Source organism: Synechococcus sp. RedBA-s, from assembly GCF_024345495.1.
GTDB lineage: Bacteria > Cyanobacteriota > Cyanobacteriia > PCC-6307 > Cyanobiaceae > Regnicoccus_A.
Genome location: NZ_JAGQBF010000035.1, coordinates 1 through 23,792, shown reverse-complemented (window position 1 = coordinate 23,792; position 23,792 = coordinate 1). Strand labels below are relative to the sequence as shown.

Annotated in this window: 26 protein-coding genes and 1 pseudogene; 15 read left to right on the top strand and 12 right to left on the bottom strand. The window is 67.9% G+C overall.

Annotated features, from left to right (window positions below):
* Positions 1 to 3 precede the first annotated feature (3 nt).
* Positions 4 to 666 carry a shikimate kinase gene (locus tag KBY67_RS12715; RefSeq protein ID WP_255111431.1) on the top strand — a complete coding sequence of 221 codons (663 nt, stop codon included), beginning with the start codon at positions 4 to 6 and terminating at the stop codon, positions 664 to 666.
* 4 nt (positions 667 to 670) lie between these two features.
* On the opposite strand, the gene KBY67_RS12710 is transcribed toward KBY67_RS12715, so the two are convergent.
* Positions 671 to 934, bottom strand: a complete 264-nt coding sequence (locus KBY67_RS12710) for a chlororespiratory reduction protein 7 (RefSeq protein ID WP_255111426.1) — start codon at positions 932 to 934, stop codon at positions 671 to 673.
* On the opposite strand from KBY67_RS12710, the gene KBY67_RS12705 reads away from it, so the two are divergent.
* Entirely contained in the window at positions 933 to 1,637 is a 705-nt protein-coding gene (locus KBY67_RS12705; protein ID WP_255111425.1) for a DUF6816 family protein, read from the top strand. The genes KBY67_RS12710 and KBY67_RS12705 overlap by 2 nt on opposite strands.
* A gap of 1 nt (position 1,638) precedes the next feature.
* On the opposite strand, the gene KBY67_RS12700 is transcribed toward KBY67_RS12705, so the two are convergent.
* Positions 1,639 to 2,385: a glutathione S-transferase family protein gene (locus KBY67_RS12700; protein WP_255111424.1), complete on the bottom strand. Its 747-nt coding sequence runs from the start codon at positions 2,383 to 2,385 to the stop codon at positions 1,639 to 1,641.
* A 107-nt stretch (positions 2,386 to 2,492) separates the two neighbouring features.
* On the opposite strand from KBY67_RS12700, the gene KBY67_RS12695 reads away from it, so the two are divergent.
* The 5 genes from KBY67_RS12695 (at position 2,493) to KBY67_RS12675 (ending at position 6,838) form a co-directional block, all read left to right on the top strand.
* Positions 2,493 to 2,699 carry a DUF751 family protein gene (locus tag KBY67_RS12695; RefSeq protein WP_255094604.1) on the top strand — a complete coding sequence of 69 codons (207 nt, stop codon included), beginning with the start codon at positions 2,493 to 2,495 and terminating at the stop codon, positions 2,697 to 2,699.
* Between the two features lie 2 nt (positions 2,700 to 2,701).
* On the top strand, positions 2,702 to 3,133 hold the full coding sequence (gene rbfA / locus KBY67_RS12690; protein WP_255111423.1) for a 30S ribosome-binding factor RbfA: 432 nt from the start codon (positions 2,702 to 2,704) through the stop codon (positions 3,131 to 3,133).
* Positions 3,130 to 4,782, top strand: coding sequence for a glycoside hydrolase family 3 N-terminal domain-containing protein (locus KBY67_RS12685; protein WP_255111422.1), 1,653 nt, complete (start codon positions 3,130 to 3,132; stop codon positions 4,780 to 4,782). The genes rbfA and KBY67_RS12685 overlap by 4 nt, the downstream gene beginning before the upstream one ends.
* Before the next feature lie 65 nt (positions 4,783 to 4,847).
* On the top strand, positions 4,848 to 6,041 hold the full coding sequence (locus KBY67_RS12680; RefSeq protein WP_255111421.1) for a glycosyltransferase: 1,194 nt from the start codon (positions 4,848 to 4,850) through the stop codon (positions 6,039 to 6,041).
* The gene (locus KBY67_RS12675) at positions 6,041 to 6,838 is read left to right on the top strand and encodes a uroporphyrinogen-III synthase (RefSeq protein ID WP_255111420.1); all 798 of its coding nucleotides are present in this window, start codon (positions 6,041 to 6,043) and stop codon (positions 6,836 to 6,838) included. The genes KBY67_RS12680 and KBY67_RS12675 overlap by 1 nt, the downstream gene beginning before the upstream one ends.
* A gap of 55 nt (positions 6,839 to 6,893) precedes the next feature.
* On the opposite strand, the gene KBY67_RS12670 is transcribed toward KBY67_RS12675, so the two are convergent.
* The 3 genes from KBY67_RS12670 to zds form a co-directional block, all read right to left on the bottom strand.
* Positions 6,894 to 7,283: a pilus assembly protein PilP gene (locus KBY67_RS12670; RefSeq protein WP_255111419.1), complete on the bottom strand. Its 390-nt coding sequence runs from the start codon at positions 7,281 to 7,283 to the stop codon at positions 6,894 to 6,896.
* 190 nt (positions 7,284 to 7,473) lie between these two features.
* Positions 7,474 to 7,920 carry an SRPBCC family protein gene (locus tag KBY67_RS12665; RefSeq protein WP_255111418.1) on the bottom strand — a complete coding sequence of 149 codons (447 nt, stop codon included), beginning with the start codon at positions 7,918 to 7,920 and terminating at the stop codon, positions 7,474 to 7,476.
* Between the two features lie 5 nt (positions 7,921 to 7,925).
* The gene (gene zds / locus KBY67_RS12660; RefSeq protein ID WP_255111417.1) at positions 7,926 to 9,407 is read right to left on the bottom strand and encodes a 9,9'-di-cis-zeta-carotene desaturase; all 1,482 of its coding nucleotides are present in this window, start codon (positions 9,405 to 9,407) and stop codon (positions 7,926 to 7,928) included.
* A gap of 167 nt (positions 9,408 to 9,574) precedes the next feature.
* On the opposite strand from zds, the gene KBY67_RS12655 reads away from it, so the two are divergent.
* From KBY67_RS12655 to KBY67_RS12640, 4 genes are read left to right on the top strand one after another with little or no spacing between them, the layout of a single operon-like run.
* Positions 9,575 to 9,958 carry an iron-sulfur cluster assembly accessory protein gene (locus KBY67_RS12655; RefSeq protein ID WP_255111430.1) on the top strand — a complete coding sequence of 128 codons (384 nt, stop codon included), beginning with the start codon at positions 9,575 to 9,577 and terminating at the stop codon, positions 9,956 to 9,958.
* A gap of 58 nt (positions 9,959 to 10,016) precedes the next feature.
* A complete protein-coding gene (locus tag KBY67_RS12650; RefSeq protein ID WP_255111416.1) occupies positions 10,017 to 10,445 on the top strand; it encodes a hypothetical protein in 429 nt (142 codons plus the stop codon).
* Between the two features lie 17 nt (positions 10,446 to 10,462).
* Entirely contained in the window at positions 10,463 to 11,689 is a 1,227-nt protein-coding gene (locus KBY67_RS12645; RefSeq protein WP_255111415.1) for a lipid-A-disaccharide synthase-related protein, read from the top strand.
* Positions 11,664 to 11,984: a hypothetical protein gene (locus KBY67_RS12640; RefSeq protein WP_255111414.1), complete on the top strand. Its 321-nt coding sequence runs from the start codon at positions 11,664 to 11,666 to the stop codon at positions 11,982 to 11,984. Before KBY67_RS12645 ends, KBY67_RS12640 begins: the two co-directional genes overlap by 26 nt.
* On the opposite strand, the gene KBY67_RS12635 is transcribed toward KBY67_RS12640, so the two are convergent.
* Complete coding sequence (locus tag KBY67_RS12635) at positions 11,920 to 12,855, bottom strand: TIGR01777 family oxidoreductase (protein ID WP_255111413.1); 936 nt, start codon at positions 12,853 to 12,855, stop codon at positions 11,920 to 11,922. The two genes, KBY67_RS12640 and KBY67_RS12635, sit on opposite strands and share 65 nt — an antisense overlap.
* A 93-nt stretch (positions 12,856 to 12,948) precedes the next feature.
* Here KBY67_RS12635 and ndhO point away from each other — a divergent pair, with 93 nt between their 5' ends.
* Positions 12,949 to 13,197: an NAD(P)H-quinone oxidoreductase subunit O gene (ndhO, locus tag KBY67_RS12630; RefSeq protein WP_255111411.1), complete on the top strand. Its 249-nt coding sequence runs from the start codon at positions 12,949 to 12,951 to the stop codon at positions 13,195 to 13,197.
* A 52-nt stretch (positions 13,198 to 13,249) separates the two neighbouring features.
* Here the strand turns inward: ndhO and KBY67_RS12625 are convergent, their stop codons facing one another.
* The 4 genes from KBY67_RS12625 to KBY67_RS12610 form a co-directional block, all read right to left on the bottom strand.
* Complete coding sequence (locus tag KBY67_RS12625; RefSeq protein WP_255111410.1) at positions 13,250 to 13,927, bottom strand: J domain-containing protein; 678 nt, start codon at positions 13,925 to 13,927, stop codon at positions 13,250 to 13,252.
* Between the two features lie 112 nt (positions 13,928 to 14,039).
* Positions 14,040 to 15,728: an iron uptake porin gene (locus KBY67_RS12620; protein WP_255111408.1), complete on the bottom strand. Its 1,689-nt coding sequence runs from the start codon at positions 15,726 to 15,728 to the stop codon at positions 14,040 to 14,042.
* A gap of 120 nt (positions 15,729 to 15,848) precedes the next feature.
* Complete coding sequence (locus KBY67_RS12615; protein ID WP_255111407.1) at positions 15,849 to 16,013, bottom strand: hypothetical protein; 165 nt, start codon at positions 16,011 to 16,013, stop codon at positions 15,849 to 15,851.
* Between the two features lie 28 nt (positions 16,014 to 16,041).
* The gene (locus KBY67_RS12610) at positions 16,042 to 17,724 is read right to left on the bottom strand and encodes an iron uptake porin (RefSeq protein WP_255111406.1); all 1,683 of its coding nucleotides are present in this window, start codon (positions 17,722 to 17,724) and stop codon (positions 16,042 to 16,044) included.
* Between the two features lie 368 nt (positions 17,725 to 18,092).
* On the opposite strand from KBY67_RS12610, the gene KBY67_RS12605 reads away from it, so the two are divergent.
* Genes KBY67_RS12605 through KBY67_RS12595 form a run of 3 tightly spaced genes read left to right on the top strand, consistent with a single transcriptional unit; the run spans position 18,093 to position 23,228 of the window.
* The gene (locus tag KBY67_RS12605) at positions 18,093 to 19,961 is read left to right on the top strand and encodes a glycosyltransferase family 39 protein (RefSeq protein ID WP_399214439.1); all 1,869 of its coding nucleotides are present in this window, start codon (positions 18,093 to 18,095) and stop codon (positions 19,959 to 19,961) included.
* Positions 19,958 to 21,610 carry a glycosyltransferase family 39 protein gene (locus KBY67_RS12600; RefSeq protein ID WP_255111405.1) on the top strand — a complete coding sequence of 551 codons (1,653 nt, stop codon included), beginning with the start codon at positions 19,958 to 19,960 and terminating at the stop codon, positions 21,608 to 21,610. Before KBY67_RS12605 ends, KBY67_RS12600 begins: the two co-directional genes overlap by 4 nt.
* The gene (locus KBY67_RS12595; protein WP_315855589.1) at positions 21,543 to 23,228 is read left to right on the top strand and encodes a DUF2079 domain-containing protein; all 1,686 of its coding nucleotides are present in this window, start codon (positions 21,543 to 21,545) and stop codon (positions 23,226 to 23,228) included. The genes KBY67_RS12600 and KBY67_RS12595 overlap by 68 nt, the downstream gene beginning before the upstream one ends.
* 133 nt (positions 23,229 to 23,361) lie before the next feature.
* Here KBY67_RS12595 and KBY67_RS12590 read toward each other — a convergent pair whose 3' ends face one another.
* Entirely contained in the window at positions 23,362 to 23,502 is a 141-nt protein-coding gene (locus tag KBY67_RS12590) for a hypothetical protein (RefSeq protein WP_255111404.1), read from the bottom strand.
* A 135-nt stretch (positions 23,503 to 23,637) separates the two neighbouring features.
* A pseudogene (locus KBY67_RS12585) lies at positions 23,638 to 23,792 on the bottom strand (photosystem II D2 protein (photosystem q(a) protein)); the annotation flags it as partial.

Genomic DNA, 23,792 nt, shown 5'->3' with positions numbered 1-23,792 from the left:
CCCATGCCCCCTGAACCACCCTCCGCCGCCAGTGATTCCCCAGAGCTGCCAGTGCGCCTGGAGGGCCTGACCATCTACCTGGTGGGGATGATGGGATCGGGCAAAAGCACTGTGGGGCGCCCGCTGGCTGCGGCCCTCGGCTACCGCTTCATCGATGCCGACAGCGTGATCGAGCAGCACGCCGGCTGCTCGATCCCCGAGCTGTTCGAGCGCCAGGGGGAGACCGGCTTTCGCGATCTGGAGTCGGTGGTACTCAACCGGATCGCCTGTTGGCATTCCCTGGTGGTGGCCACCGGCGGTGGCGTGGTCAGCCGCCCCGGCAACTGGGGGCAGATGCGCCAGGGGCTGGTGGTGTGGCTGGACGCCCCTGAGGAGATGTTGTTGGAGCGGCTGCGGGCTGATCCGGGTCAGCGGCCGCTGCTGGCCAGCACTGATCCGGCGGCTCGACTGCGCCAGCTGCTGGCCGAACGCCGGCCCCTCTACGGCCAAGCCGATTTGAGGGTGCTCCAGGATGGCCGGCCGCCGGCAGCGGTGGCCCAGCAGGTGCTGGAGGCAATCCCCACGGTGCTGCGCCAACGGGAGGCTCCACCGCAGACTCCCGCTCAACTGATCGACGAAAACGGAGCCAGTACGGCAAGCCTGAACGCCACAGCCGAGCTGAACTGAGCCTTCACCGGGCAGGGGGCTCCAGGCGCACGGCATACCACTGAACAGCCAGGCCGGGCTCCAGCTCCAGCTCACAGGCCGTTTCCAGCAACCGCTCAGCCCGCTCGCGGTCGTTGGCCAGGGAGAGCAGATCCGCGGGGGGCTCCTCCAGGGCGGCCAGCTGGGCGGTGAGCCAGGAGAGGGTTTCAGCGGCCGTGAGGATGCGCTCCCCACGGGTGGGCTCCAGCACCACGTAATGATCAAGTTCCCGCAGCAGGGGATCAGACATGTTCCGCTCACGCATCGCCTTCATCCTGGCCGCCCTGCTCAGCCTCTGGCCGAGTCAGGCCCTGGCGGCCACCGGCACCACAGGGCCGCTGGAGCGGCGTCTGCTGGCCTGGCCGAACTGGAGCCTGCCGGCTCCCCTCAGCCGCCCCGGCCGCAGCGACCTGACCTACCCCGACTGGTTCGCCGGGGCCTGGTGGGTGTACAGCCTGGAAGAGGGCAGTGCTGAGTCGATTCCGCCGTACCCCGTGCGGTTCCTGCGCGATGAGCGCGGGGCGGTGGTGGGCGATCGCGCCTTCAATGCCACCCAGGTGGGCGATGCCCTGCTGGGGGGTCAGCTGCTCTCGGTGGCCAATGATCCAGCCAACCCCAACCGCCAGCTGGCCCTGCTGAGCGGTGATCTGGAGCTGGAATCCAGCGTGATCGGGCGCCGCAGCCAGCCAACAGCAGCGGCCGGGCCCCGAGGCCATGCGTTCCTGGCCGATGAGCTAGCCCTGCAGGTGCTGCACGGTCCCGGCGGAGCGCGGATCAGCCGTGTGGAGACCCTCAGCCGCTACCGGCTCGTGGCCAGCACTCCAGGCCAGGAGCTGATTCGCGCGGACCAGTGGCAGGCCAGCTATCCATCACCGGAGCAGGGGTTGGTGGCCCGCTCCAGTGGAGGCCATCACCTCTGGTTGCTGCTCAGCCGCACTCCCTCAACAGCCTGAGTCAGGGGATGGGCGAAGAGACGACCGGCTCGCTGACGCCGCCCCGGCCCAGGGAGAGGTACAGCCCGTCTCTCCAGGCGAAGAGACTGTTGAGCAGGGGATGGTCGGCAAGACCGGCCACGCCGCGGCCCGCCAGGGGGGCGCCGGCACTGGCCGGGAAGAGCACTAACGACAACTGGGCCGCCACTGCCAGATCGGCCAGGGAGAGGCGATCCCCCACAAGGAAGCGGCCAGGGGTCAGCAGCACCGCCAGCTGCTCCAGATTCACCTGCAGCTGGCGCCGCTCGCTCTGGCCGAGGGTGTCACCCAGGGGCGCCAGCAGATCGGTGGGGAGGGCCCCCACCAGCGAACGCAGCACCCCTGGGGTGGCCTCCGGCAGCAGGGCACCGCGCATCACGGCATCCGAGCTGGCCGCCTGCAACAGGGCCTGGCGCACCCCAGCGGCCAGGGCGGTGTCGGCCCAGTCTTCGAGCAGGAGCACCCGGGCGCGGTCGGCGGGATCTTCGGGGATCAGGGGAGGGGTGGGCACCTGGCTCTCCAGGTGCTGGGCAATGGCACTGGAGTCGGCGATGACCTCCGGGCCATCCACCAGCACCGGCACCTGTCGCTGACCGGACAGACGGAACAACTCCAGCTGCCCCAGGCCTGGGGTGACCTCGATGGACTGATACTGAAGCCCCTTGGCGGCCAGGATCAACCGCACCTTCTCGCAGAAGGAGGAATGGCGGAACTGGTGGAGCTCGAGCATCGGCGGCACGGTCCTCTGGGCGGCAGAGTAGCCCTCGCGGCCACCCAGCGTGGGCTACGGCCCGCCTCACGGTTCAACCCATTGCCTCCTGTCTCCCCGCCTGCGCCATGAAGGACTTCTTCCTCAACGTGACGCGCTACCCGCGCTACCTGGTGGCCTTCAGCCTCGGTGTGTTCAACTCCGTGCTCGAACCCCTGGCGAAGCGGCGCAGCAATCCGGTCACCGCGGTGGCCCTGGTGGGGGCTCTGGTGAGCGGAATGATCAGCCTGAGCCTGGTGCTGCGTGCCATGGTGAACCCAGCACCACTGGCATAGGCATGGCACAGGGCCGACGGGTGGAGCGCATGGCCTCCCTGATCCGCCGGGAGATCAGCGAGCTCCTGGTGAACGGCATCAAGGACGAGCGGGTCTCACTGGGGATGGTCAGCGTCACCCAGGTGGAGGTGGCTGGTGATCTGCAGCACTGCAAGATCTTCGTGAGCATCTTCGGCAGCGACGAGGACCGCCAGACGGCCCTGGCCGGCCTGAAATCGGCTGCTCCCTTTGTCAAAGGAGAACTGTCACGGCGGCTGAACCTGCGCCGCACCCCCGAGATGCAGTTCCTGCTGGATCGCGGCCTGGAGAAAGGCAGCTCAGTGCTGGGGCTGCTCAATCAACTGGGGGAGGAGCGCCTGCAACGGCAGCCCCTGGCGGGTGATGACACACCTAGCACTGAAGCCAGCGACGGGAGCGACAGCAGCGAGCCATGACCACGGTTCAGCCACCGGCCCAGACGCCCCTGCCGGCAGCCCCTGACCTGCGCCGGCAGGTGGCCCGGCTGCTCGTGATCCGCGGCAGCGGCCACCTGGGGGACGGTCAGCGGCGCTACCCCCGCTGGGAGCTGGAGAACGCCACGATCAGACGGCTGCTGGCCGAGGGGGTGGGCGGCGTGATTCTGCTGGGGGGCAGTGCCGCTGAGCTGCGTCTGCGCTGTGAGCAGCTGCGCAGTTGGTCGCAGCAGCCGCTGCTGATCTGCGCCGATGTGGAGGAGGGGGTGGGCCAGCGCTTCGAGGGGGCGACCTGGCTGGCGCCGCCCCTCGCCGTGGGGCGGCTGCACCGCAGCGATCCGCAGCGCGCCATCGCTCTGGCTCGCCGCTACGGCCACTGCACGGGCCGCCAGGCGCGCCTGCTGGGGCTCAACGGCGTGCTGGCGCCCGTCTGCGATGTCAACAACAACCCCCTCAACCCGGTGATCAATGTGCGCGCCTGGGGGGAGACCACCAGCAGCGCAGCTGTGCTGGCAACCGCTTTCCTGGAGGGGGCCCAGGCCGAAGGGGTGCTCTGCTGCGCCAAGCATTTCCCCGGCCACGGGGACACCAGCGACGACTCCCACCTGGAGCTGCCCCAGCTGCCCCATGGGCGGGAGCGGCTGGAGGCGATCGAGCTGCCCCCCTTCCGCGCCGCCATCGCCGCTGGCTGTGCGGCGGTGATGACCGCCCACCTGCAGCTGGATGCCCTGGATCCCCTGCGGCCGGCCACCCTCTCGCGCCCCGTGCTCACGGGGCTGTTGCGGCAGGAGCTGGGCTTCACGGGGCTGGTGATCACCGATGCCCTGGTGATGGAGGCGATCGCCTCCCGCTGGGGGGCGGCGGAGGCCGCCGTGCTGGCCTTCGAGGCCGGCTCGGATCTGATCCTGATGCCCGCCGATGCCGATGCCGCCATCGACGGCTTGGTGGAGGCCTTCAGCAGCGGGCGCCTGCAGCTGGAGCAGCTGCACCAGAGCCTGCGCCGGCGCGAACAGGCTCTGGCCGTGGCGGGATCCCGGGCTCCGGCAGCTTCCCTGGCACCGCTGGAGGAGCTGAGCGCGCTGGAAAAACCGCAGGATCAGGCCCTGGCGCGGGAGCTGGTGGAGATGAGTTTGGACAGCCGCGGCCCCCAGGGCCTGCCGGCGGGGCCGGGGGTCAACCTGATCCGCCTGGACAACAGTCTGAACTGTGCCTTCCTGCCGGCGATGGCCCCGGCCCTGCTGCGGCCTGCCGCAGCCGGCTACCAGTGCTGCCTGCTGGACGCGCGCGGACCCAGCCCCTGGAGCGGCAACGCCGATGCACCCCTGGCCCTGGAGCGCCTGCCGGATGGGCCGCTGTTCCTGCAGTTGTTCGTGCGCGGCAATCCCTTCCGCGGCAGCGCCGGAGGCGATGAACCCTGGCCGGCGGTGATCCGTCAGCTGCTGCGGGTCGGCCGCCTGGCGGGCTTGACCGTGCTGGGCAGCCCCTACCTGTGGGAGGCCCTTGAGCCCCTGCTGCCGGGCACCATCCCCTCGGGCTACAGCCCCGCCCAGATGCCCCTGGCCCAGGCCACGCTGCTCAGCCGGCTGGGGTTGGCCGCCGGCAGCATCGCCGAGGGCGGCTTCACCGACTGAGCCTGCCCACAGCTCGAGCCCTGCCCGCCTGCCCCTAATCTCACGCCCAGATCAGGGCCGCCGCCGTGCTCAGCCTCTCGATGATCGTGCGCAACGAGGCCGGGCGCCTCGGACGCTGCCTGGAGTCGGTGGCGGGCTTCGCCGATGAACTGGTGGTGGTGGACACCGGCTCCAGCGACGAGACGGTGGCGGTGGCCCAAGGCCATGGCGCCCGGGTGGAGCGGATCCCCTGGCCGGGGGATTTCGCCCCCGCCCGCAACCAGGCGCTGGAATGGGTGCGGGGCAGCTGGGTGCTGGTGCTCGATGCCGATGAGCAGCTGCTGGAGGGGGCCAAGGAGCCCCTGCGGGCCCTGATGGCCGACCCCGACACCCTGCTGATCAACCTGCTGCGTGAGGAGGTGGGTGCGCTGCAATCGCCCTACTCCAGCGTCAGCCGTCTGTTCAGGCGCCACCCGCAGATCCGCTGGAGTCGCCCGTATCACGCGATGGTTGATGACAGCGTGGTGGAGCTGCTGGCCCGGGAGTCCCACTGGCGCGTGGTCGATTGCCGGCAGCCGGCGATCCGCCATGAGGGCTACCGGCCGGAGCTGCTGGCCGATGGGCGCAAAGCCCGGCAACTGCGGCGGGCCATGGAGCAGGAGCTGCGGGACCACCCCGGCCAGGCCTATGCCAGCGCCAAACTCGGCGGCCTGGAGATCAGCGAAGGACGCGTCAAGCACGGCATCAGCCTGCTGAAGGCCGGGCTGGCCGGCTGCCCGCCTGGAGCCCACCCGGAGCGCTTTGAGCTGCTGCTGCACCTGGCCATGGCCGAGGCCAGCCGCCACCCCGGCCGGGCCGCCGCCCTCTACCGGGAGGCCCTGGAGCTGCCGCTGGACCCACGGCTGCAGGTGGCGGCACAGCTGAACCTGGCGGCCCTGCAGCTGCAGGAGGGCGCCCCAGCGGAGGCCGCCCAGCTGGGGGAAGCCGTCACCCGCGGGGCCCCCGAGCTGGCCCTGGGCTGGTACAACCTCGGTCTGATCCGTCGCCGTCTCGGCGACATCCGCGGCGCCCTCCAGGCCTACGACACCGCCCTGGAGCTTGCCCCTGAACATGCTGAAACCCACCAGAACCGCGCGGTGGCGCAGCTGCTGGCGGGCGACATCAGCGCAGCCCGGGCCAGCTTTCGCCAGGCCATCGCCCTGCTGCGCGATCAGGGCCAGACCAGCGCCGCCGAGCAGTTGCAGCGGCAGGCGGGGTCGATGCTGAGACTGGACGACTGATGGAGGTGACCGTGCTTTCAAGTCGAGTGGTGGCGGTGACGCGGGCCGAGCAGCAACTGGGGGAGGCCCGGACCCTGTTTGAGCGCGCCGGGGCCCGGGTGCTGGACCTCCCCGCCCTGGTGATCGGCCCTCCCGATGAATGGGGCCCCCTCGATGACGCCCTTGAGGAGCTGGAGGCCTTTCACTGGCTGGTGTTCTCCAGCATCAACGGGGTGGAGGCGGTGGAGCAGCGGTTGCAGCGGATCGGGCGCAACCTCAGCGATCGCCCCCGCGGCCTCAAGATTGCGGCGGTGGGGCGCAAGACCGCCGCACGCCTGGAGCAGCTGGGGGCCCCCGCGGATTTCGTGCCCCCCAATTTCGTGGCCGACAGCCTGCTGGAGCACTTCCCGGTTTCGGGCTGGGGTCAGCGCCTGCTGCTGCCCAGGGTTCAGAGCGGCGGGCGCACGCTGCTGGCCGAAGCCTTCGCCGAAGCCGGGACGCGGGTGGTGGAGGTTGCCGCCTACGAGTCCAGCTGTCCGAACCACCTGCCCCTGGCCACCGCCGCCGCCCTGCGCCAGGGCGACGTAGAGGCCATCACCTTCACCAGCGGCAAGACCGTGCGCCACAGCGTGCAGCTGCTGCGGCAGGACCTGGGAGAGCACTGGCAAGAACTCCTGGCCAGCGTGGCCCTCGTTTCGATCGGTCCCCAGACCAGTGCCACCTGCCTGGAGCTGCTGGGCAGGGTGGACGCCGAGGCCGACCCTCACGACCTGGAGGGGCTGGTGGCGGCCTGCGGCCGCGCCCTGAAGGCAAACTGAGCGCCTGAAGCCGGTCAAGATTCAGTTGTGGATCAGATCTGGATCAGTTGTGGGCTCAGAGCTCGGCGATCACCACCTGGCCCCTGGCCAGGTGGTGACGGCTGACCAGGGTGAGCCGGCCACGCGGCACATCAATCGAGGCCACCCGCCAGGACTGGGGCAGGAGGTCGGTGGTGCGGCCCCCGGTATCACCAACGGCCAGGGAGCCGCTCTGGGCGCCGAACTGCACCAGGGCCATCGGGCGACCGCCACTGCTCATCACCCCCTGGAAGCGGAACCCATCGGGCAGGGTGAGCGGAGGCTGCACCGCGACAGGTCTGGGGCTGGTGACCACTGGGGTGACTCGGGTGACCGCCAGGGGTTCAAACGGATCCAGACGACCCGGGGGCATGGCCGCTTCCACCTGCTCCGGACTGGGGAGAGGCGTGAAGCCTGCCGTGGCCACGGCGGAGGCCGCCGGTCTCCCCTGACTCTGCGCGCTGGGAGCAGCCTCTGGGGCGGCAGGAACTGGAGGGGGCACCACTCCGGTGTCGGCCGGGGGCGTGCCACCGCAACCAACCAGGCCGGCAAGAAGGACGGGCAGCAGAGCGAAGCATGACGCGGTTCGCGCCTGGATCCAACCGGGTTGATGCCGTTCAGCTCTGGCCATGCTCCTGCTCCACGAGATCCCGGAAGCGGTCCAGGTTGGCCTGGAGTTCACGGGTGACGATCCCCCCCAGAATGCTCGGTTCCATCAGCGGTGCAAGGGCTCCGGGCAGCTCGTAGCTCACGGTCAGCTTCACCATGGTGAGACGGTCCGACTGGGGATAGAAACGCACTGACCCCTTGGTGGGCAGACCCCCCACCGACTCCCAGTGCAACTGCTGGGCTTCGATCCTCTGGGAGATGCGCGCCTTCCAGTGGAAGCGGAATCCCTGGGCCACCAGGGTCCAGTCGGTGAGATCGGGATCATCAAGGGTGACCACCGACTCGATCCAGCGCATCCAGCGCGGCATCGCTTCGAGGTCGCTCCAGACCTCCCAGACCTGGTCCACCGGAGCCTTGATCTCCGTGGTCACACTGTGCTCGAGCCAACGTCCCATGCTGATCAGGCCACGGCGGCGACTGAAGCCAGTCGAACCGGCTGATTGAGGATGGCGGCAGCCGCCAGTCGGCCACTCATGGTGGCACCTTCCATCGAATCGATGTAATCTTGGCGGGTGTAGCTGCCGGCCAGGAAGAAATTGGCCACCGGCGTGCGCTGCTCCGGTCGGAAGGGTTCCATGCCGGGGGCCTCGCGATACAACGACTGAGCCAGTTTGACCACGTTGCTCCAGATCAGCTTGAGGCCCCGGGCCGAAGGGAACAGCTCCCGCACCTGTGCATCCACCAGGGCAGCGATCTCGTCGTTGCGGCGGGGGATCCAGGGATCACCGGGGGTGAGCACGCACTGGAGCAGGGAACCTTCCCCCTCGCGTCTGTAGTCGGCCGGGCTGGCCAGGGCCAGGTCGGCGAAGCAGCTGAAATCAGCGTCGGCGGTATACAGCAGGTTGTTGAGTCCGCTGGCGGTGCTGAGGTCACGGCGGGCAGCGGCATGGGCCTCCCCCTCCCCCAGCTCAGTCACCCAGCCGTCGTAGCGCAGTTGCACCGTGGCCACCGGCACCGCCTCCAGCCGGTAAATGTTCTCGAACTGGGCGTAGCGGCGCCAGGAGGGCGGCAGCAGGCGCTGGATGCCGGGTACATCACAGGCAGCCAGATAGGTGTCAGCCTCCACATGGATCTCACCATCGGGACTGCCCAACTTCAGGCCCGTCACCTGGGGGGCCTCAGCAGTGCCCCCCTCGTCGAAGCAGACCTCACTGACTCGGTGGCGCAGGTGCAGCCTGGCCCCACGGGCTTCGATGTAATCAAGAATGGGCTGGTGCAGCCAGCGGTGCGGCGAGCCCTTGAGCAGATTCAGCTTGGACGCCTCGGTCTTGGAGGCGAACATCAGGAAGATGGTGAGCATGCAGCGGGCCGAGATGGCCTCGCAGTCGATGAAGCCCAGGGCATAGGCGATCGGATCCCACATCCGCTCGATGCTGCGCCTGCTGCCGCCATGGCCGAGGAACCAGTCGCGGAAGCTGATGCGATCGAGGGAGCGGATCACCCCCATCGCCCCCTCGTAATCCACAAGACCGCGCACGATCGGGCTGGTGCCCAGGGCCAGGGCATTGCGCAACTTGTCGATCCAGTCGAGTTGCGGCGTGGTGAAGAAGGCCTTGAGACCGTTGAAGGGGGCGCCGATCGGGAAGCGGAAATCCAGTTCGCGCAGGTCGCCGCCCTTGTTCACGAACAGGTGGGTGTGCTGCTTGGGCAGGAGGTTGGCGAAGGCCCCCACCTTGCGCATCAGAGCGAAGAGATTGGCGTAATTGAAGAAAAAGACGTGCAGGCCCATCTCGATATGGTTGCCGCCGTCATCGATCCAGCTGCCAACCTTGCCGCCCACGAACGGGCGGGATTCGTAGAGGTCCACCTGGTGGCCGGCATCACAGAGATCGACTGCGGCTGAGAGACCGGCCAGACCCGCTCCCACGATGGCGACGCGCACCCTTGACTCCTTCAGGTGTGCTGACTCTATGGAGCCATCCGCAGCGGCTGCCGGGCACCAGAGTTCGGGTGGCCTCCATAGAGTGATCCGACATCCCGTTCCATCCGCCGCAGGCCTCGCCCATGAGCAGCCCCAGCACAGAGACCCTCGCCCCGGTTCAGGAGGCCATGGCCCCCGAGCTGGCCACCCACACCGGCAAGGACGGCAAGGGCATCCGCATCACTGAACCGGCCATGAAGCAGTTGGCCGCCCTGATGCAGCAGCAGGGCAACGACAAGCTGCTGCGGGTGGGGGTGCGCTCCGGTGGCTGCAGCGGCATGAGCTACACCATGGATTTCATCGACAGCGCCGCGATCCTCAGCGACGATGAGCTTTACGTTTATGAACCCAGCGGAGCCCCCAGCTTCCGGGTGGTGAGCGATCCCAAGAGCCTGCTGTACATCTACGGCATGCAGCTGGATTTCAGCTCGGCCCTGATCGGTGGTGGCTTCAACTTCACCAACCCCAACGCCAGCCAGACCTGTGGCTGCGGCAGCTCTTTCGCCGTCTGATCCGCCCAAGGCCCGGCCTCCAGCGTGGGAATGTGGGTGTCCCTAGCTGCCGCAGCCGATGACGGCTCCCACCAAGTCTGCCGAATCCCTTTTTGATCAGGCCATCGGCCGCTACCAGCACGGTGCCGCGGCCGCTGATGTGATCGACGACTTTCTGACGATCACGGAGCAGGCCCCCGGGCTCTCGGCCGCCTGGACCTGCCTGGCCTGGCTGCAACTGCTCGAAGACCAACCCGAACCGGCCCTGCGCTCGGCACGGATGGCGGTCAAGCTCAACCCCCAAGACCCCCAGTCACGGGTGAACCTCTGCCTGGCCATGCTCGAGTCGGGCGCCAAGGGAGTGCGGGAGCACATCGATCTGGTACTGCGCATCACCGCCGTATCGCCGGAGCTGGCCAGCGAACTGAACGAGTCGATCGCCGATGGGCTCAGGCGCCGTCCGGGCTGGACCTCGCTGGAGAAGGTCCAGGCCTGGCTGCAGGGTTGATCCCCGAAGCCCTGCCAATGGGCGATCGCCGCCGCCGCCTGCTGCTGCTCAGCAACGGCCATGGGGAAGACCTCAGCGGCAGCCTGATCGGGCAGGAGTTGCAGCAGCTGGGGTTGGAGGTGGTGGCCCTACCGCTGGTGGGCCACGGCAGCGCCTACCGGCAGGCCGGGCTCCCCGTGCTTGGCCGCACCCGCGAATTCAGCACCGGCGGGCTGGGTTACACCAGCTTCGGCGGACGCCTGACGGAACTGGTGCAGGGCCAGGCCACCTACCTACTGGGGCAGCTGCTGCTGTTCTTCAGGGAAGCGCGACACTGCTCGGCGGTGGTGGTGGTCGGGGATGTGATCCCTGTGCTGGCCGCCTGGTCCAGCCGCCGGCCGGTGATCACCTACCTGGTGGCCTACTCGAGCCACTACGAAGGCCGCCTGCGGCTGCCCTGGCCCTGCGGACGCTGCCTGCGCAGCCGCCGTTTCCGCAGGGTGTTCAGCCGCGATGCCTTCACCGCCACGGACCTGAGCCGTCAGCTGGGGCGGCCGGTGGATTTTCTCGGCAACCCCTTTCTCGATCGGGTGCTGGAGAGTGCGGTGCCCCTCGATGCCTCCCCAGCCGGGGCACCAATCCCGCGGCTGGGGCTGCTGCCGGGCAGTCGCCTGCCCGAGGCCCTGCGCAACGTCGAGTTGATGCTGCAGGTGCTCACTCGCCTGCCGGAGAACCTGCAGGCCAGCGGCGGCCTGCAGCTGAATGCCGCCCTGGTGGGGGCGATCGATGCGGCGGCGGTATCCCGGCTCAGCCGCCCCCTGGGCTGGAGCCTGGAGCCAGGGGGACGCCTGCGCCACGGCGAGCTGGAGCTGAGACTGCACTGGGGTGAGTTCCCAGCGGTGGTGCAGCAGGCTGATCTGCTGCTGGCGATGACCGGCACGGCCACGGAGCAGGCGGTGGGGCTGGGCAAACCCGTACTGCAGCTGGCGGGGGGCGGCCCCCAGTTCAGCCCCAATTTCGCCGAAGCCCAGCGGCGCTTGCTGGGACCCTCGCTGTTCAGCGCTGAAGGGGAGCCGGGCTCAGAGCGCAGCCTGCGCGGCACCGCCGAGCTGGTGGGCGAGGTGCTGCACCAGCTGCGGCACAGCGATCTGGCGGAGCGCTGCCGGCGCAATGGCCTGGAGCGCATCGGTGGGGCAGGCGGTGCGGCCAGGATGGCGGCTCAGATCCTGCAGGCCCTTGATGAACCCACAGCCCCGCTCCAGTGATGCCAGCGATCGTGATGCCGGCATCACTGAAGCCCTGGCGCCGCGGTTGAAGCGCTGGATCGACACCGTGCTGGTGTTCAACGTGTTCCTGGTGATCGCGGGAGCGATCTGGTTCGCCCTCGCGGTGGCCCTGCACAGCCAGCATGTGGAGGCACCGCTGCAGTTGCTGCAGCGCCTCTGGGATCCCCTGTTCACCCCGGCGATCGGCCTGCTGATGGGGGCCGCCCTGCTCAGTGGGCTGCTGGGCTGGTGGCAGCGGCAAGGGCTGAGTCGAGATCGGGGTAGCGGAACGTGAATCCCTCAGGCTCCAGCCGCTCGGAGAGCACCTGCTGGCCCTCCAGCACCACAGCCGCCCCATCGCCGAGCATCAGCTGCAGCACCGCCGCGGGCACCGGCAGCAGGCTGGGACGCTGCAACACCCGACCTAGGGCGGACGCGAACGAGCCCATGCGCATGGGCTGGGGCGCCACGGCGTTGTAGACCCCCTGGTAGGCCGGGGTCTCCAGGGCGGTGGCGATCAGCCCGCACAGGTCGGTGCGCTGAATCCAGCTCATCCACTGGCGGCCGGAGCCGATCGGACCGCCCAGGCCGGAGCGGAACACCGGCAACATCTTGCCCAGGGCTCCGCCATCGGGTCCAAGCACGATCCCGATCCGCAGTTTCACCACCCGGCAGTCGACGGGAGCCTGGTCAGCAGCCGCCTCCCAGTCGCGGCAGAGCTGGCCGAGGAAATCGGGTGCCGCTGGGCTGGATTCGATGAAGCGGGCGTCCTCGCTGCTGCCGTAGAAGCCCACGGCCGAGCCGCTCAGCAGCACCCGGCCGGGCCTGGGATGGGCCTGGAGCGCCTTCACCAGCTTGTGGGTGCTGACCAGGCGGCTGTCGATCAGCCGGCGGCGCTGCTGCTCACTCCAGCGCTTCTCCGCAATCGGCTCTCCGGCCAGATTCACCACCCCCTCCGCCTCCGCCACAGCAGCGATCAAGGCAGGCTCCGCCCAGGAGGCCTCCAGGGCGGGATCCGCCTGGATTCGCCGCAGGGCCGGGTGCTCCAGCCCCGCCAAGGGCTGACTCTGGCGGCTCACCACCACCAGCTGGTGCCCCCGAGCGAGCAGGAGGGGCACCAACTCACGACCGACGAACCCCGTACATCCCAGCAGCAGCAGTTTCACGGGCCCAGGCAGCACACACCATGGCCGAGGCTAAGGGGGCCCCCAGGCCACCCTGCAGGGCCTAGCCTGAACTCAGCGCAGTGGCGACTGTCCATGGCTCAGACCCCAACGGAGGCCCCCGCCCCCAAGGCAGCTCCCATCAAGAAAGGCACCCTGGTGAAGGTCAGCAGGGGCGCCTACCTGGGCAGCCTGGAAGCGGCCGCCAGCGATCCCACCCCGCCCGACTACCTGTTTGAGGGTCCCGGCGAAGTGCTCGCTCTCAACGGCGACTTCGCCCAGTTGCGCTGGCGCCTGCCGGTGCCGGACGTGTGGCTGCGGCTTGACCAGCTCGAAGCCTTCTGAAGTCCGCCACGCCGTTCGAGCCTGGATCGCGACTGACTTCAGAGATCGAGCTTCAGAGATCGAGACGGCGGCGCTCGTCTTTGAGGCGGCTGCGTCTTTGTTTCGCCTCTCGGAGCATTTCGCGGCCATCGTGGAGATAGCTGTCCACGTAGCCCATGGTGTACCGCTCCAGCTCCAGCAGGGCGTCCTGAACCTGGCTGAGGCAGTGGTAGAGGCTGAGACCAAACCCCCGGGCCTCGCTCGGGCAGGGCTGTGAGCGGTAGAGGGTCTCCACCTTGTCCATGCGGCTTTTACTCTGCTCCAAGTAGGCGCAGAACCCCTCCATCAGGCTGTCGTCGTAGGGGTCGGCAGCGAGGGTGCGCCACTGGCTGGGGAAGGGGTTGATCACCTGGGCCAACAAACGATCGATCGGCCCGTACACCTGCTGCAACCAACCGAGCAGGGCACTGTCCCGGTTCTGGCCGCGATGGGCTGGGGTGGCGACGCGGGATCCAGAGCGCCCGCTTCGGCGTGGGGTCTGGCGGCTGAGGTCATAGCTGCGGCGGCGCTCGCCATCCCTGAGCACGTCCCAGGCGGCATTGATGGCCAGGATCGCCGTGTCATCACCACCGGCATCGGGATGGTGCTGCTTGACCAGGGCGCGGTAAGCCGCCTTGATCTGATCCACGTCCGCCGTGGCCGGCACGCCCAGAACGGCATAGAAATCGCTGCTGGCCAAGGCTGCCTTCATGGGGGGTGATGGCCGGCTGGAGCCATCATGGCAAGGGCTCCAGCCAGCCATGAAAAAGCCCCCTAACGGGGGCTGGGTGGTGTGAGGAGCTGGTGGCCTGTGACCCGACGGATCAGAACTTGAAGGTGGTCTGCACGAGGCCGCCGAAGTTGCTGAAGCTGTTGTCCTCGCCGGTGAGCTGACCCAGGGGACGGCTCAGATAGAAGATCGCCGGCGTCACAGCAATGTTGTCGGTGACCTGGAACTTGTACCACCACTCCCAGACGTAGTTGCCATCGGCCGGGGTGGTGTTGCCGGTGTCGCTGCTACCAAGGGAGAGCGCGGTGGCGAAGACGGGCTGACCGACCGCCATACCGGCGGCATTGCCCTTGCCGAACAGGTCGTTCCACTGCAGACCTACGAACCAGCTCTGGCTCTCGGTCACATAGGGATCGACAAATTCAATGCCCAGCGCATTGTTTTCATTGCCGGAGAGACTGTTGAGGCCCCAGCCCAGGCTGACCGAAGGCATCCAGCCGCTGTTCTTGGGCTGCCAGTAGGCGTTTGCGGCAAAGTTGTTGGACTCACCGGTGGTCAGGAACCAGCTATTGCTGGCAACGAAATTGGTGCCCCGACGGAAGTTGGTGGCTTGCTGGCCGTAGCGGTAGGCCAACGACACGTTCCACTGGGGGGCCGTGTAGTTCAGCTGGGCCAGGAAGTTGCCGCGGGCACAGTCGGTGCCGATACCACCTTCGCTGCTGGAGCAGGCGTTGTCATCGCCATCAAACGCCTGGCCAACAGATCCCTGCTGGGCCACGTAGCTGGCACCAAAACTGAAGGCGCCCTGCCCCTTCTTGACGTTCTGCTTCCAGATACCGGCCAGCATCGAGCCGGTGGCTTTGTTGTAGACACCCGGCGCGCCATTGAGGGCGAACAGATCAAGGATCCGATCCCCTTTACCGCTGCCATAAACCGAAGGAGTGACGGCCAGAGCCTCCGTGTTGCGGGCCTTGGGACCAACGACAAAGGTGAAGTCACGACCGACAGGGAAGCGGTAGTAGAGACGATCGATGCCGACCGCATCAGGACTATTGATGCCGTTGCTGGCTACATCCAGAGCCGTGAGGTTAACCCCGTTGCCGTTAAAGGCGTTGTCGAAGTTACCCGAGCGCAGACGGGTGTAGAGAAGGTCCTTACCGGTGAAGCTGGTGAGCAGATTCAGCCGCAGGTCATAGCTGAAGGTGGTTGCACCGAACTGAGCATTGTATTTTTCGGCTGCATCACGGCTGCCAAATGAAGGCGACGTTCCGAAGACGCCTGCACCGGGGCGATCACCACTGGCAGTGACAGCGCCGATCACGAAAGTGGCCTGACCCTGAAGTTTGGTGGTGGTGGAGAACTGGGTCGCCTCCAACTCACCAACCTTGGCTTCGAGGCTGTCGACGCGACCACGCAGGATAGCCAGCTCCTTCTCGAACTCCTTGAGCAGACGGCGCAGCTCGTCGGTCACTTCAGTGATCCGATCAAGGCATGCATTCAGCAGAGCAGCAGCTTCCCAACGGCTGAGCGGCTGCTTGCCGCGGAAGGTGCCATCGGGATAACCGGCAACGCAGCCGTAACGCTCGATCAGGTTGGAGAGGGCCTGATAGGCCCACTCGGTGGGCTGAACATCGGAGAACTGGGTGATGCTGGTCACCTGGTCCTTCTTGTTGCCCGAATACTTCTTGATGTCGGCCAGGTTGAGATCACCGGCCGAGGCGGCCAGGGGGGCCATCAGCCCGAGGGCGACAGGCGCCAAAAGCAGACGCTGAAACAGTTTCATGAGAACCTCACACCAATTGAGGAATGGTCCAAAAGGACACTTACAGATTGTATCGAAAAGGCAGGCTAAGCCTTTCGCCCGCGAACACATGACCAGGTGTCGGCGGTCACATCCCAAAGGTCAAAGCCGCTCTCCTGCAAAGGATTTCAGACTGTCCAACCAGGGCAGCCAGATCACGGAGCGGCCAGGTTGAGCATCAAAAAAGCCGCGGTCGTAACCGCGGCTTTGAAAGACCGGCCAGATCAAGGTGTGTGAGGAGTTGATCTGGCTGGAGAAGAAGATCAACCGAAGCTGATCAGGCGATCAGCAACGATCAGAACTTGAAGGTGGTCTTGACCACGCCACCAAAGTTATCGAAACCATCGCTGTCGTCGCCTCCCTTCTGGAGCTGACCCAAGGGCCTGCTGAGGTAGAAGATCGCAGGGGTGATCGAGATGTTGTCGGTCACCTGGAACTTGTACCACCACTCCCAGGCATAGTTGCCATCATTGGGATCGAGCACGTCTTCGTCGCCCGACTTGGTGAACATTGTTGCTTGGCCGACCGCCATACCGAGGGAATTACCCTTGATGAAGACGTCAGACCACTGCAGACCCACGTACCAGGATTGGGTTTGGGCACCGTCGATTCCATCTGCAAGGCCACCGGCAGAATCGCTGTTCGCCGAGTGGGAGTTAAGTCCCCAGCCGGTGCTGATCGAGGGAAGCCAACCGGAGTTGGAAGGCTGCCAATAGCCACTGATACCAACAGAGCTGACGCTGTCGGAGAGGGCATACCCGAGGGTGGTCACGGGGGTTGCGTTACCGCCGTAGAGACCAGCCAGACCACCCTGGGGGGTGGTGTAGGTGTAGGCCGCAGCGATACCGAAGTTCTCGTTGTTCCAGGCGATCTGGGCGGTGCCAGTCTGAGCGGAGCCATCGGTGCCGATGCCACCGTTGTTGGGGTTACCGACGTTGCCATTAACGGCCACGTAGTTGGCACTGATGCTGAAGCCGCCGCTCTTCCACCACAGACCAGCACCGGAGCCGAGGGTCAGGGGGTAAGCGCCGGGGGCGCCGCCGTAGGTGAAGATGTCGAGGACGGTGTCAGCGGGGTACACGCTGGGCCAGAAGGCCAGCATGTCGTCCTGACGAACCTTGCCACCCACCGTGGCGGTGAAGCTCTTGCCCAGGGGGAACTGGTAGAAGAGGCGGTTGACCATCAAGGCGTCAGCGCCGGGAGCGCCTTCAAACGCGACCTCGAAGGCGTTCAGGCCCACCAGGTTGTCAGGGTTGGCCGCACCCCAGGGGCTGGAGCCGAAGTTGCCAGCACGGAGGCGGGTGCGCAGCAGGTCCTTACCGGTGAAGCTGGTGTCGAGGTAGAGGTCGAGGTTGTAGTTGAAGGCGACGGCACCCTGCTGGGCGGCGGCGGCGTCAGAGAACTGCTGGCCGGGGCGAATGGCCGGTTCGCCACCTTTAACCTCTTGGAGACGATTGAGGACAAAAGCTTGGCCCAACGAGGCCTCACCGTCACCGCCGTAAGCGTTGCCGCCGATGGTGAAGGTGGCCACACCACGCAGCTTGGTGGTGGTGGAGAACTGGTTCGCTTCCAGTTCGCCGACTTTGGCTTCGAGGTTGTCGACGCGACCGCGCAGGATCGCGAGCTCCTTCTCGAACTCCTTGAGCAGACGGCGCAGCTCGTCGGTCACTTCAGTGATCCGATCGAGGCAGGCGTTGAGCAGGGCAGCGGCTTCCCAGCGGCTCAGCGGCTTCTTGCCACGGAAAGTGCCATCGGGATAGCCAGCGACGCAGCCGTAGCGCTCGATCAGGTTCGAGAGCGCCTGGTAGGCCCACTCGGTGGGCTGTACGTCGGAGAACTGGGTGATGCTGGTGACCTGATCCTCGGAGGCGGCGTACTGGTTGATGCCGTCCAGGTTCATTTCGCCGGCGGTGGCGGCCACAGGGGCCATCAGCCCGAGGGCGACAGGTGCCAGCAGCAATTGCCGGAATAATTTCATGGGGTCCTCACACAAGTTGGCGCGATGCGCCTGGATGAAGAATCACACCCAGTCCTGCGGCAGTCCCGCCCACATGTGACAGAACGCACAACGGCTACGGGGAAGGCAGGTGGTCCAAACTGGCGCGAACCGCCGCCACGGCCCTGAACACCCGGTCCAAACGTCCCTGGCCGTGGTGGCTGGCCCTGGCCAGCCTCTGGCTGGCGGGCAGCCTGGCCGACCGGCTCTGGCTGCAGCTGGACCAGCGCCTGCCGGCCTGGGATCAGGCTGACTACCTCAACAGCGCCGTTGACCATGGCCGTGCCCTCGGCCTGCTGCCCGGAGGGGGTTGGCCGGGCTGGCAGGGCCTGCTGGATCTCTCCCCCAAGGTGCCGCCGCTGGCCAGCCTGGTGAACGGTTCGGTGATCGCCCTGGCCGGCGACAGCCCCGATCAGGCCAGCGCGGCCCTGGCGCTGTGGCAGGGGCTGCTGCTGGTGGTGGTGGCCTGCTGGGGGCGCCAACTGGTGTCGCCGGGTTTCGGCCTGCTGGCGGCCGCCCTCACCAGCACCACCCCGGCGCTGGTGAGCCTGCGGCTGGATTTCACCCTTGATCTTCCCCTCACAGCCACCAGCGTGCTGGCCCTGTGGCTGCTGGGACGCTGGGCGGCCCCTGGGCCCAGGGGCGGGCGTTGGGGCCAGGCCGCCAGCGCAGCCCTGGCGCTGGCGGCGGCTGTGCTGGTGAAGCAGAGCGCTGTGCTGGTACTGCTTCCTCCGGCCCTGTGGCTGGCCCTGCGGGGCCTGGGGCGAGCGCACCGGCGCTGGCAGGCCCTGGCCGCCCTGGTGCTGGTGCTGGCCCTGGTGCTGCCCTGGCTGCAGCACAACTGGATCACCACCATCGGCGGCAGCAACCGGGCAGTGCTGGAGTCAGCCGCCCAGGAAGGCGACCCGTCGCCGTTCAGCCTGGCCAGCCTGCTCTGGTACCCGAAGCTCTGGCCCCAGCAGCTGGGACTGGTCAACAGCCTGCCTGCCCTGGCGGGGGCGCTGCTGGCACTGGGCGCCGCCTGGCGCCGCCGGCGGGATCTGCCCCAGCCCCCAGCAGCCGATCAGCCGGAGCTGACCCCAAGCGGCTGGGGCTGGAGCTGGTTGATCGCCTGCAGCCTCAGTGGCTGGCTGTTCACCACCCTCAGCCCCAACAAGGACCCCCGCTACATCACCCCGGTGCTGCCCCTGCTGGTGCTGCTGCTGAGCTGGGGCTGGTGGCAGCTGGGGGAGGCCCTGCGCAGGAAGGCCTGGGGGCCCGTCCGCTGGGGCGCCCTGGCCGTGGGGCTGGCGGCCAGTGCCGGCAGCGCGGTGGCCGCCCAGGCCAGTGAGATCCGCTGGCAGCCCCGCTCACCCCTGCCAGCGGTGATGGACGCCATGCGCCAGCAGGTGGGTGATCAACCCAGCACGCTGGTGGTGCTCCCCAATGCCGCCGAACTCAACGAGCACACCGCCACGGTGTACGGACGGGCCCGGGGGGGGCAGATCGTGGGGCGGCAGCTGGGCCGGCAACCCAGGGAACGGCAGCTGGTGCTGGATCAGGCCGAGTGGATCCTGCTCACCACCGGCAAAGCCGGCATGCGGCGGGACGCCTCACGGGCGCTGGCCAGGGAGATCCGTCAAGACTCCCGCTTTCGGCTGGTGGGCCGCTGGCCCTGGAGCGATGGCGAGCCCGTGGAGCTGTGGACCCGCCGCCAGCCCGTGGCCGCCAGCGCCCGCTTCGATCGTCGCTTCATTGAGCTGGCCGCTGGCCTGGAGCGCGGTCCAGCCGCTCTGGGGGCGGTGTTCGAGGCCATCGGCCCCCAGCACCAGCTGGATGGGCATTTTCTGTATCAGGGCCGAGTGATCGACTGGGCCCAGCAGCGGCTGAGCGCCAATCCCAGCGATCGAGACGCCCTCTGGGCGATGGCCCTGCTGGCGGTGCTGCGCAACCGTCCGGACCAGGCGGATCAGTGGTTCGCCCGTCTGCAGACCCTGGAGCCCGCCAACCCCTGGCCGCCGGCCTACCGCAGTGTGGTGCTGCTGGCCGGCTGGAATCCCTGGCGCGCCCATGCCGTGGCCAGCGCCGCGGCCCGTGGCCAGCAGGAGCCGGTGCTGCAGGCCCTCGCCGATGTGAGTGGCACCCTGCTGGCCAATCCCTTCAGCCTGCAGGGGGCGTTGCAGTCCATTCCTGAGGCCACACGCAGGGTGACCGACCAGCTGAAGAAGGAGCGCCCATGAGGGTGGGTCGCCTGCTGCTCGGGCTCTGGGCCGTGGCCCTGGTGCTCGCCCTGGTGGGTCTGGGCAACGTGCCCCTGCGCGACTGGGATGAGGGCATCGTGGCGCGGGTGGCCCTCGAAACCAGCCAGGCGCCCTGGCCCGACACCCTGCTGCCGACGTTCTGGGGATCCACCTATCTGAACAAGCCTCCGGGCCTGCACTGGCTGATCGCAGGCGTGATCCAGCTCTGGCGCGCCCTCAGCGGCGAGGCCACCGCCCTGCCCCCGGAGTGGGTGATCCGGCTGGCGCCGGCGCTGGTTTCGAGCCTGCTGGTGCCGCTGATCGGCGCGATTCAGCTGCGCCTGCGGCCCAGCCAGCCCCAGGCCGCCGTGGCAGCGGCAGCCATTGCCCTCACCCTGATGCCCCTGGTCCGCCACGGCCGGCTGGCCATGCTCGATGGGGCCCAGCTCACGGCCATGGCCCTGCTCTGGCTGGGCCTGCTGCTGGCTGGGCCCCGGCCTCGGGCGGCCCTCTCGGGCGGCCTGATCGCTGGGGCCGGGGGCAGTGCCCTGCTGCTGCTCAAGGCGCCGGTGCTGTTGCCGGTGCTGGCCACGGGGCTGCTGCTGCGCTGGCTCGATCGTGATCTGGATCGGCGCGCCTGGCTGCGCCTGGGCCTGGGCCTGGGCCTCGGGCTGTCACTGGGCCTGGCCTGGCACGGCTGGCATGGGCTGCAACGGGGCCCGGAGGCCCTGCTGATGTGGGGCGGCCAGGGGCTGCTGCGTTTCACTACCACGGTGGAGGAGCACCACGGCGGTCCGCTCGAGCCGCTGCTGGAGGTGCTGGAGGGGGGGTGGCCCTGGCTGCCCCTCTGGCCGATCGGTCTGGGGCTGGCCTGGCGGGAACGGCGGCAACCGGCCGGACGCTGGAGCCTGGGCCTGAGCCTGGCCGCCACCCTCACCGTGCTGCCGATGAAGACCCAGCTGCCCTGGTACAGCCTGCTGCTCTGGCCACCCTTCTGCCTGATCTGCGGGCCGGTCCTGGCCCACCTGGTGGAGTCACCCCGCCCCCGGGGCCTGCTGAGGCCGCTGCCCTGGTTCTGGGCCACTCTGGGGGGGGTACTGGTGGTGGCGTCCCTGCTGGCGCCATCGCCGCTGCGCTGGCTGCCCCTGCCGGCGGGGCTGGGGCTGCTGCTCGGGGGAATCAACCTGAGCCGGCCGGCCCATGGCCGACGACGACTGGGGTTGGCACTGTTGCTAATTGGTTGGAGCGCATCGCTGCTGCTGTTTGTGCTGAGCCCGCTCTGGAACTGGGAGCTCAACGAAACCTGGTCGGTGCTGCCCGCCGCTGAGCTGGCCCGAAGCGCCGGAGATGGGGGCGCTTCGGCCGAGCTGCCGATCCACATGCCCGGCCATCAGGGGCAACGCCCCAGCCTGCGCTGGTATGCCGAGCAAGAACTCTTCAACCTGCCCGACAGCCCCCGCGACCACTGGCCGAAGCGTTTCCGGGTACTGCTGCGCCCCTCCGACGGCATCGGCAGACTCGAGGCCGGCAACCCCAGGCGCCTGCGGCTTCAGGATGCCACCTGTGACCTGGAGGCCTGCGGTGGCGACAGCTGGCAACGCTGGATCTGCGCAGGAAGCGCCACGGACCCTGCCGCCGAAGCACCCTGAGCAGGTTCGGGCCGAGCGGGCGGTGCTGGCGGCCGCGGCGCTGTTCGCACTGACAGGGCTGATGCTGCAGTGGTGGCGGCTGCAGGTGCTCACCGCCTCCTACGACCAGGGCATTTTTCTGCAGGCGATCTGGAGCGGCCTGCACGGCCATCCCTTTGAGAGCACCCTCTCCTCACAGCTCTCCACCAACGTCATCCACGCCGGGGAACCTCCGGCCGTGGGCTATCACCGCCTGGGCCAGCACTTCACCCCAGTCCTGCTGCTCTGGGTACCCCTGGTAGGGCTGCTCGGGATCTGGGCCCTGCCGCTGGTGCAGGTCGGCCTGATGACGGCCGCCGGGCTGGTGCTGCACCTGATCGCCCGGAAACGGCTGGAGGATCCCTGGCTCGCCGCCTTTCTGGCCTGCAGTTTCTTCGGCGCCAATGCGGTGATCGGACCCACCTGGGGGAACTTCACCGACCTCGCCCAGCTGCCCCTGGCGGTCCTGCTGCTCTGGTACGGGCTGCAGCGCCGCCTCTGGTGGCTGCTGGCCCTGGCGGCAGTGGCGGTGCCGATGATCCGCGAGGACACCGGCGTGCTGCTGGTGGGGGTCAGCCTCTGGATCCTGGTGCGGCAACGCCAGCGCTGGCCCCTGGCCCTGGCCCTGGCCGCCCTGGGCCTGGGCTGGGTGTTGCTGGTGACCAACGTGCTGATGCCCCTGTTCAGCGACGACAACTCCCGCCGCTTCATGGTGGAGAACTTCGGCCAGTACATCGGTGATGCCGACCAGGCCAGCAGCCTGGAGGTGCTGCTCAAGGCCCTGAGGCAGCCGTTGGTGGTGCTGCGGGAGCTGATCTGGCCACCTGGGGAAACCCTGCGCTACCTGCTGGCCCAGGGGCTGCCCCTGATGCTGGTGCCGCTGATCAGCCTTGACAGCTGGCTGCTGATGGGCATGCCCCTGATGGGTCTGCTGCTGGCCCAGGGGGCGAACAACCCCCTCTCGATCAACCTGCGCTACGCGCTGCTGGTGGTGCCGGGGCTGTTCGCGGGGGCGATCGAATGGTGGGGCCGCCATCCCAAGGCCTTCGCCCACAGGCGCCTGCGGCGGGTCTGGGCCGGCTGCATCGTTCTGTCGCTGCTGCTCACCTTGCTGGCCAATCCCAACCGCAGCCTCTCCTTTCTGATCCCCGACAGCGTCGATCCCTGGGTCTACAGCTCGCCCGCGCTCCAGTGGAGCCATGGGGCCAGCGCCCGCGAACTGCTGCGCCAGATTCCCAAGGGGGCCAGCGTGGCCGCCACCACCACCCTGATTCCCCACCTGGCCCAGCGACCGGTGCTGATCCGCTTTCCCAACGGCGTGATTTATCGGGATCGCCAGGGGGACAACCGGGCCGTCGACTGGATCGCCATCGATCTCGATTGGTTGCGCCGCTATGGGGTGGCCTTCCCTCGCGATCGTGAAGCCCTGGAGAACAGCCTTGAAGCGCTGGGCTCCCTGCCTGAGCCCTACGGGGTGAGAGCCTTCGCCGATGGGGTGGTGCTGCTGCAACGCAACCAGCCCGACCTTCAACCGGCGCGCGGCCAGCTTCAGGAGTTAATGAGCTCGATCCAGCTCCAGCTCGATCGACAGCCAGAGTGAAGAGGGCACGGCCCAGAGAGGCCATGGCCCCAAGAACGATGCCCCCGCTGCCGGGCTGGTGAGCACGGTGGCGGGGGCGTTCGCCGGGTCCGCTCTGTCGCGGAACCGAGTGATCAGGAAACAGGCGCCGAAATCAGCCGGCGTTCTCCGCGATCAGCAGACCCTGGGTCATGGAACTGTGGCTCACGGGCACCTCCTCCTTGGGGGGATAAAGCCAGCCGGCGACGTTTTCGAAGCGGACCGATCGGGCACAGGGCCAGAGGGCCCGCTCCACGACACTGCTGACGGAACGACCTGAATCTAAGGGAGCAGCACAGCGAAGCGAGAGCCTGTGAGCTGGGCCGCACAGGGCTGAAGTTCCCATCAAAAAAGGCGCCCCGAGGGACGCCTTGATTAATAGCAGCGGGAATCAGAGAGCGTTGCCGCGGGGCAGGACCTCTTCAGGGAAGACGAAGTTTTCATGCGGCTGGTCGGCCGGTGCCATCCAGGCACGCAGACCTTCATTGAGAAGAATGTTCTTCGTGTAGAAGGTCTCGAATTCAGGGTCCTCAGCGGCGCGGATCT

Bases quoted from the DNA above. Each gene is read 5' to 3' on its own strand.
- KBY67_RS12625 (WP_255111410.1), bottom strand. From the start codon at position 13,927: ATGAAGGCAGCCTTGGCCAGCAGCGATTTCTATGCCGTTCTGGGCGTG.
- KBY67_RS12610 (WP_255111406.1), bottom strand. From the start codon at position 17,724: ATGAAATTATTCCGGCAATTGCTGCTGGCACCTGTCGCCCTCGGGCTG.
- KBY67_RS12640 (WP_255111414.1), top strand. From the start codon at position 11,664: ATGAACCCACAGCCCCGCTCCAGTGATGCCAGCGATCGTGATGCCGGC.
- ndhO (WP_255111411.1), top strand. From the start codon at position 12,949: ATGGCTCAGACCCCAACGGAGGCCCCCGCCCCCAAGGCAGCTCCCATC.
- KBY67_RS12600 (WP_255111405.1), top strand. From the start codon at position 19,958: ATGAGGGTGGGTCGCCTGCTGCTCGGGCTCTGGGCCGTGGCCCTGGTG.
- KBY67_RS12675 (WP_255111420.1), top strand. From the start codon at position 6,041: ATGGAGGTGACCGTGCTTTCAAGTCGAGTGGTGGCGGTGACGCGGGCC.
- KBY67_RS12715 (WP_255111431.1), top strand. From the start codon at position 4: ATGCCCCCTGAACCACCCTCCGCCGCCAGTGATTCCCCAGAGCTGCCA.
- KBY67_RS12685 (WP_255111422.1), top strand. From the start codon at position 3,130: ATGACCACGGTTCAGCCACCGGCCCAGACGCCCCTGCCGGCAGCCCCT.
- rbfA (WP_255111423.1), top strand. From the start codon at position 2,702: ATGGCACAGGGCCGACGGGTGGAGCGCATGGCCTCCCTGATCCGCCGG.
- KBY67_RS12695 (WP_255094604.1), top strand. From the start codon at position 2,493: ATGAAGGACTTCTTCCTCAACGTGACGCGCTACCCGCGCTACCTGGTG.
- KBY67_RS12710 (WP_255111426.1), bottom strand. From the start codon at position 934: ATGTCTGATCCCCTGCTGCGGGAACTTGATCATTACGTGGTGCTGGAG.
- KBY67_RS12650 (WP_255111416.1), top strand. From the start codon at position 10,017: ATGACGGCTCCCACCAAGTCTGCCGAATCCCTTTTTGATCAGGCCATC.
- KBY67_RS12705 (WP_255111425.1), top strand. From the start codon at position 933: ATGTTCCGCTCACGCATCGCCTTCATCCTGGCCGCCCTGCTCAGCCTC.
- KBY67_RS12655 (WP_255111430.1), top strand. From the start codon at position 9,575: ATGGCCCCCGAGCTGGCCACCCACACCGGCAAGGACGGCAAGGGCATC.
- KBY67_RS12665 (WP_255111418.1), bottom strand. From the start codon at position 7,920: ATGGGACGTTGGCTCGAGCACAGTGTGACCACGGAGATCAAGGCTCCG.
- KBY67_RS12700 (WP_255111424.1), bottom strand. From the start codon at position 2,385: ATGCTCGAGCTCCACCAGTTCCGCCATTCCTCCTTCTGCGAGAAGGTG.
- KBY67_RS12645 (WP_255111415.1), top strand. From the start codon at position 10,463: ATGGGCGATCGCCGCCGCCGCCTGCTGCTGCTCAGCAACGGCCATGGG.
- KBY67_RS12620 (WP_255111408.1), bottom strand. From the start codon at position 15,728: ATGAAACTGTTTCAGCGTCTGCTTTTGGCGCCTGTCGCCCTCGGGCTG.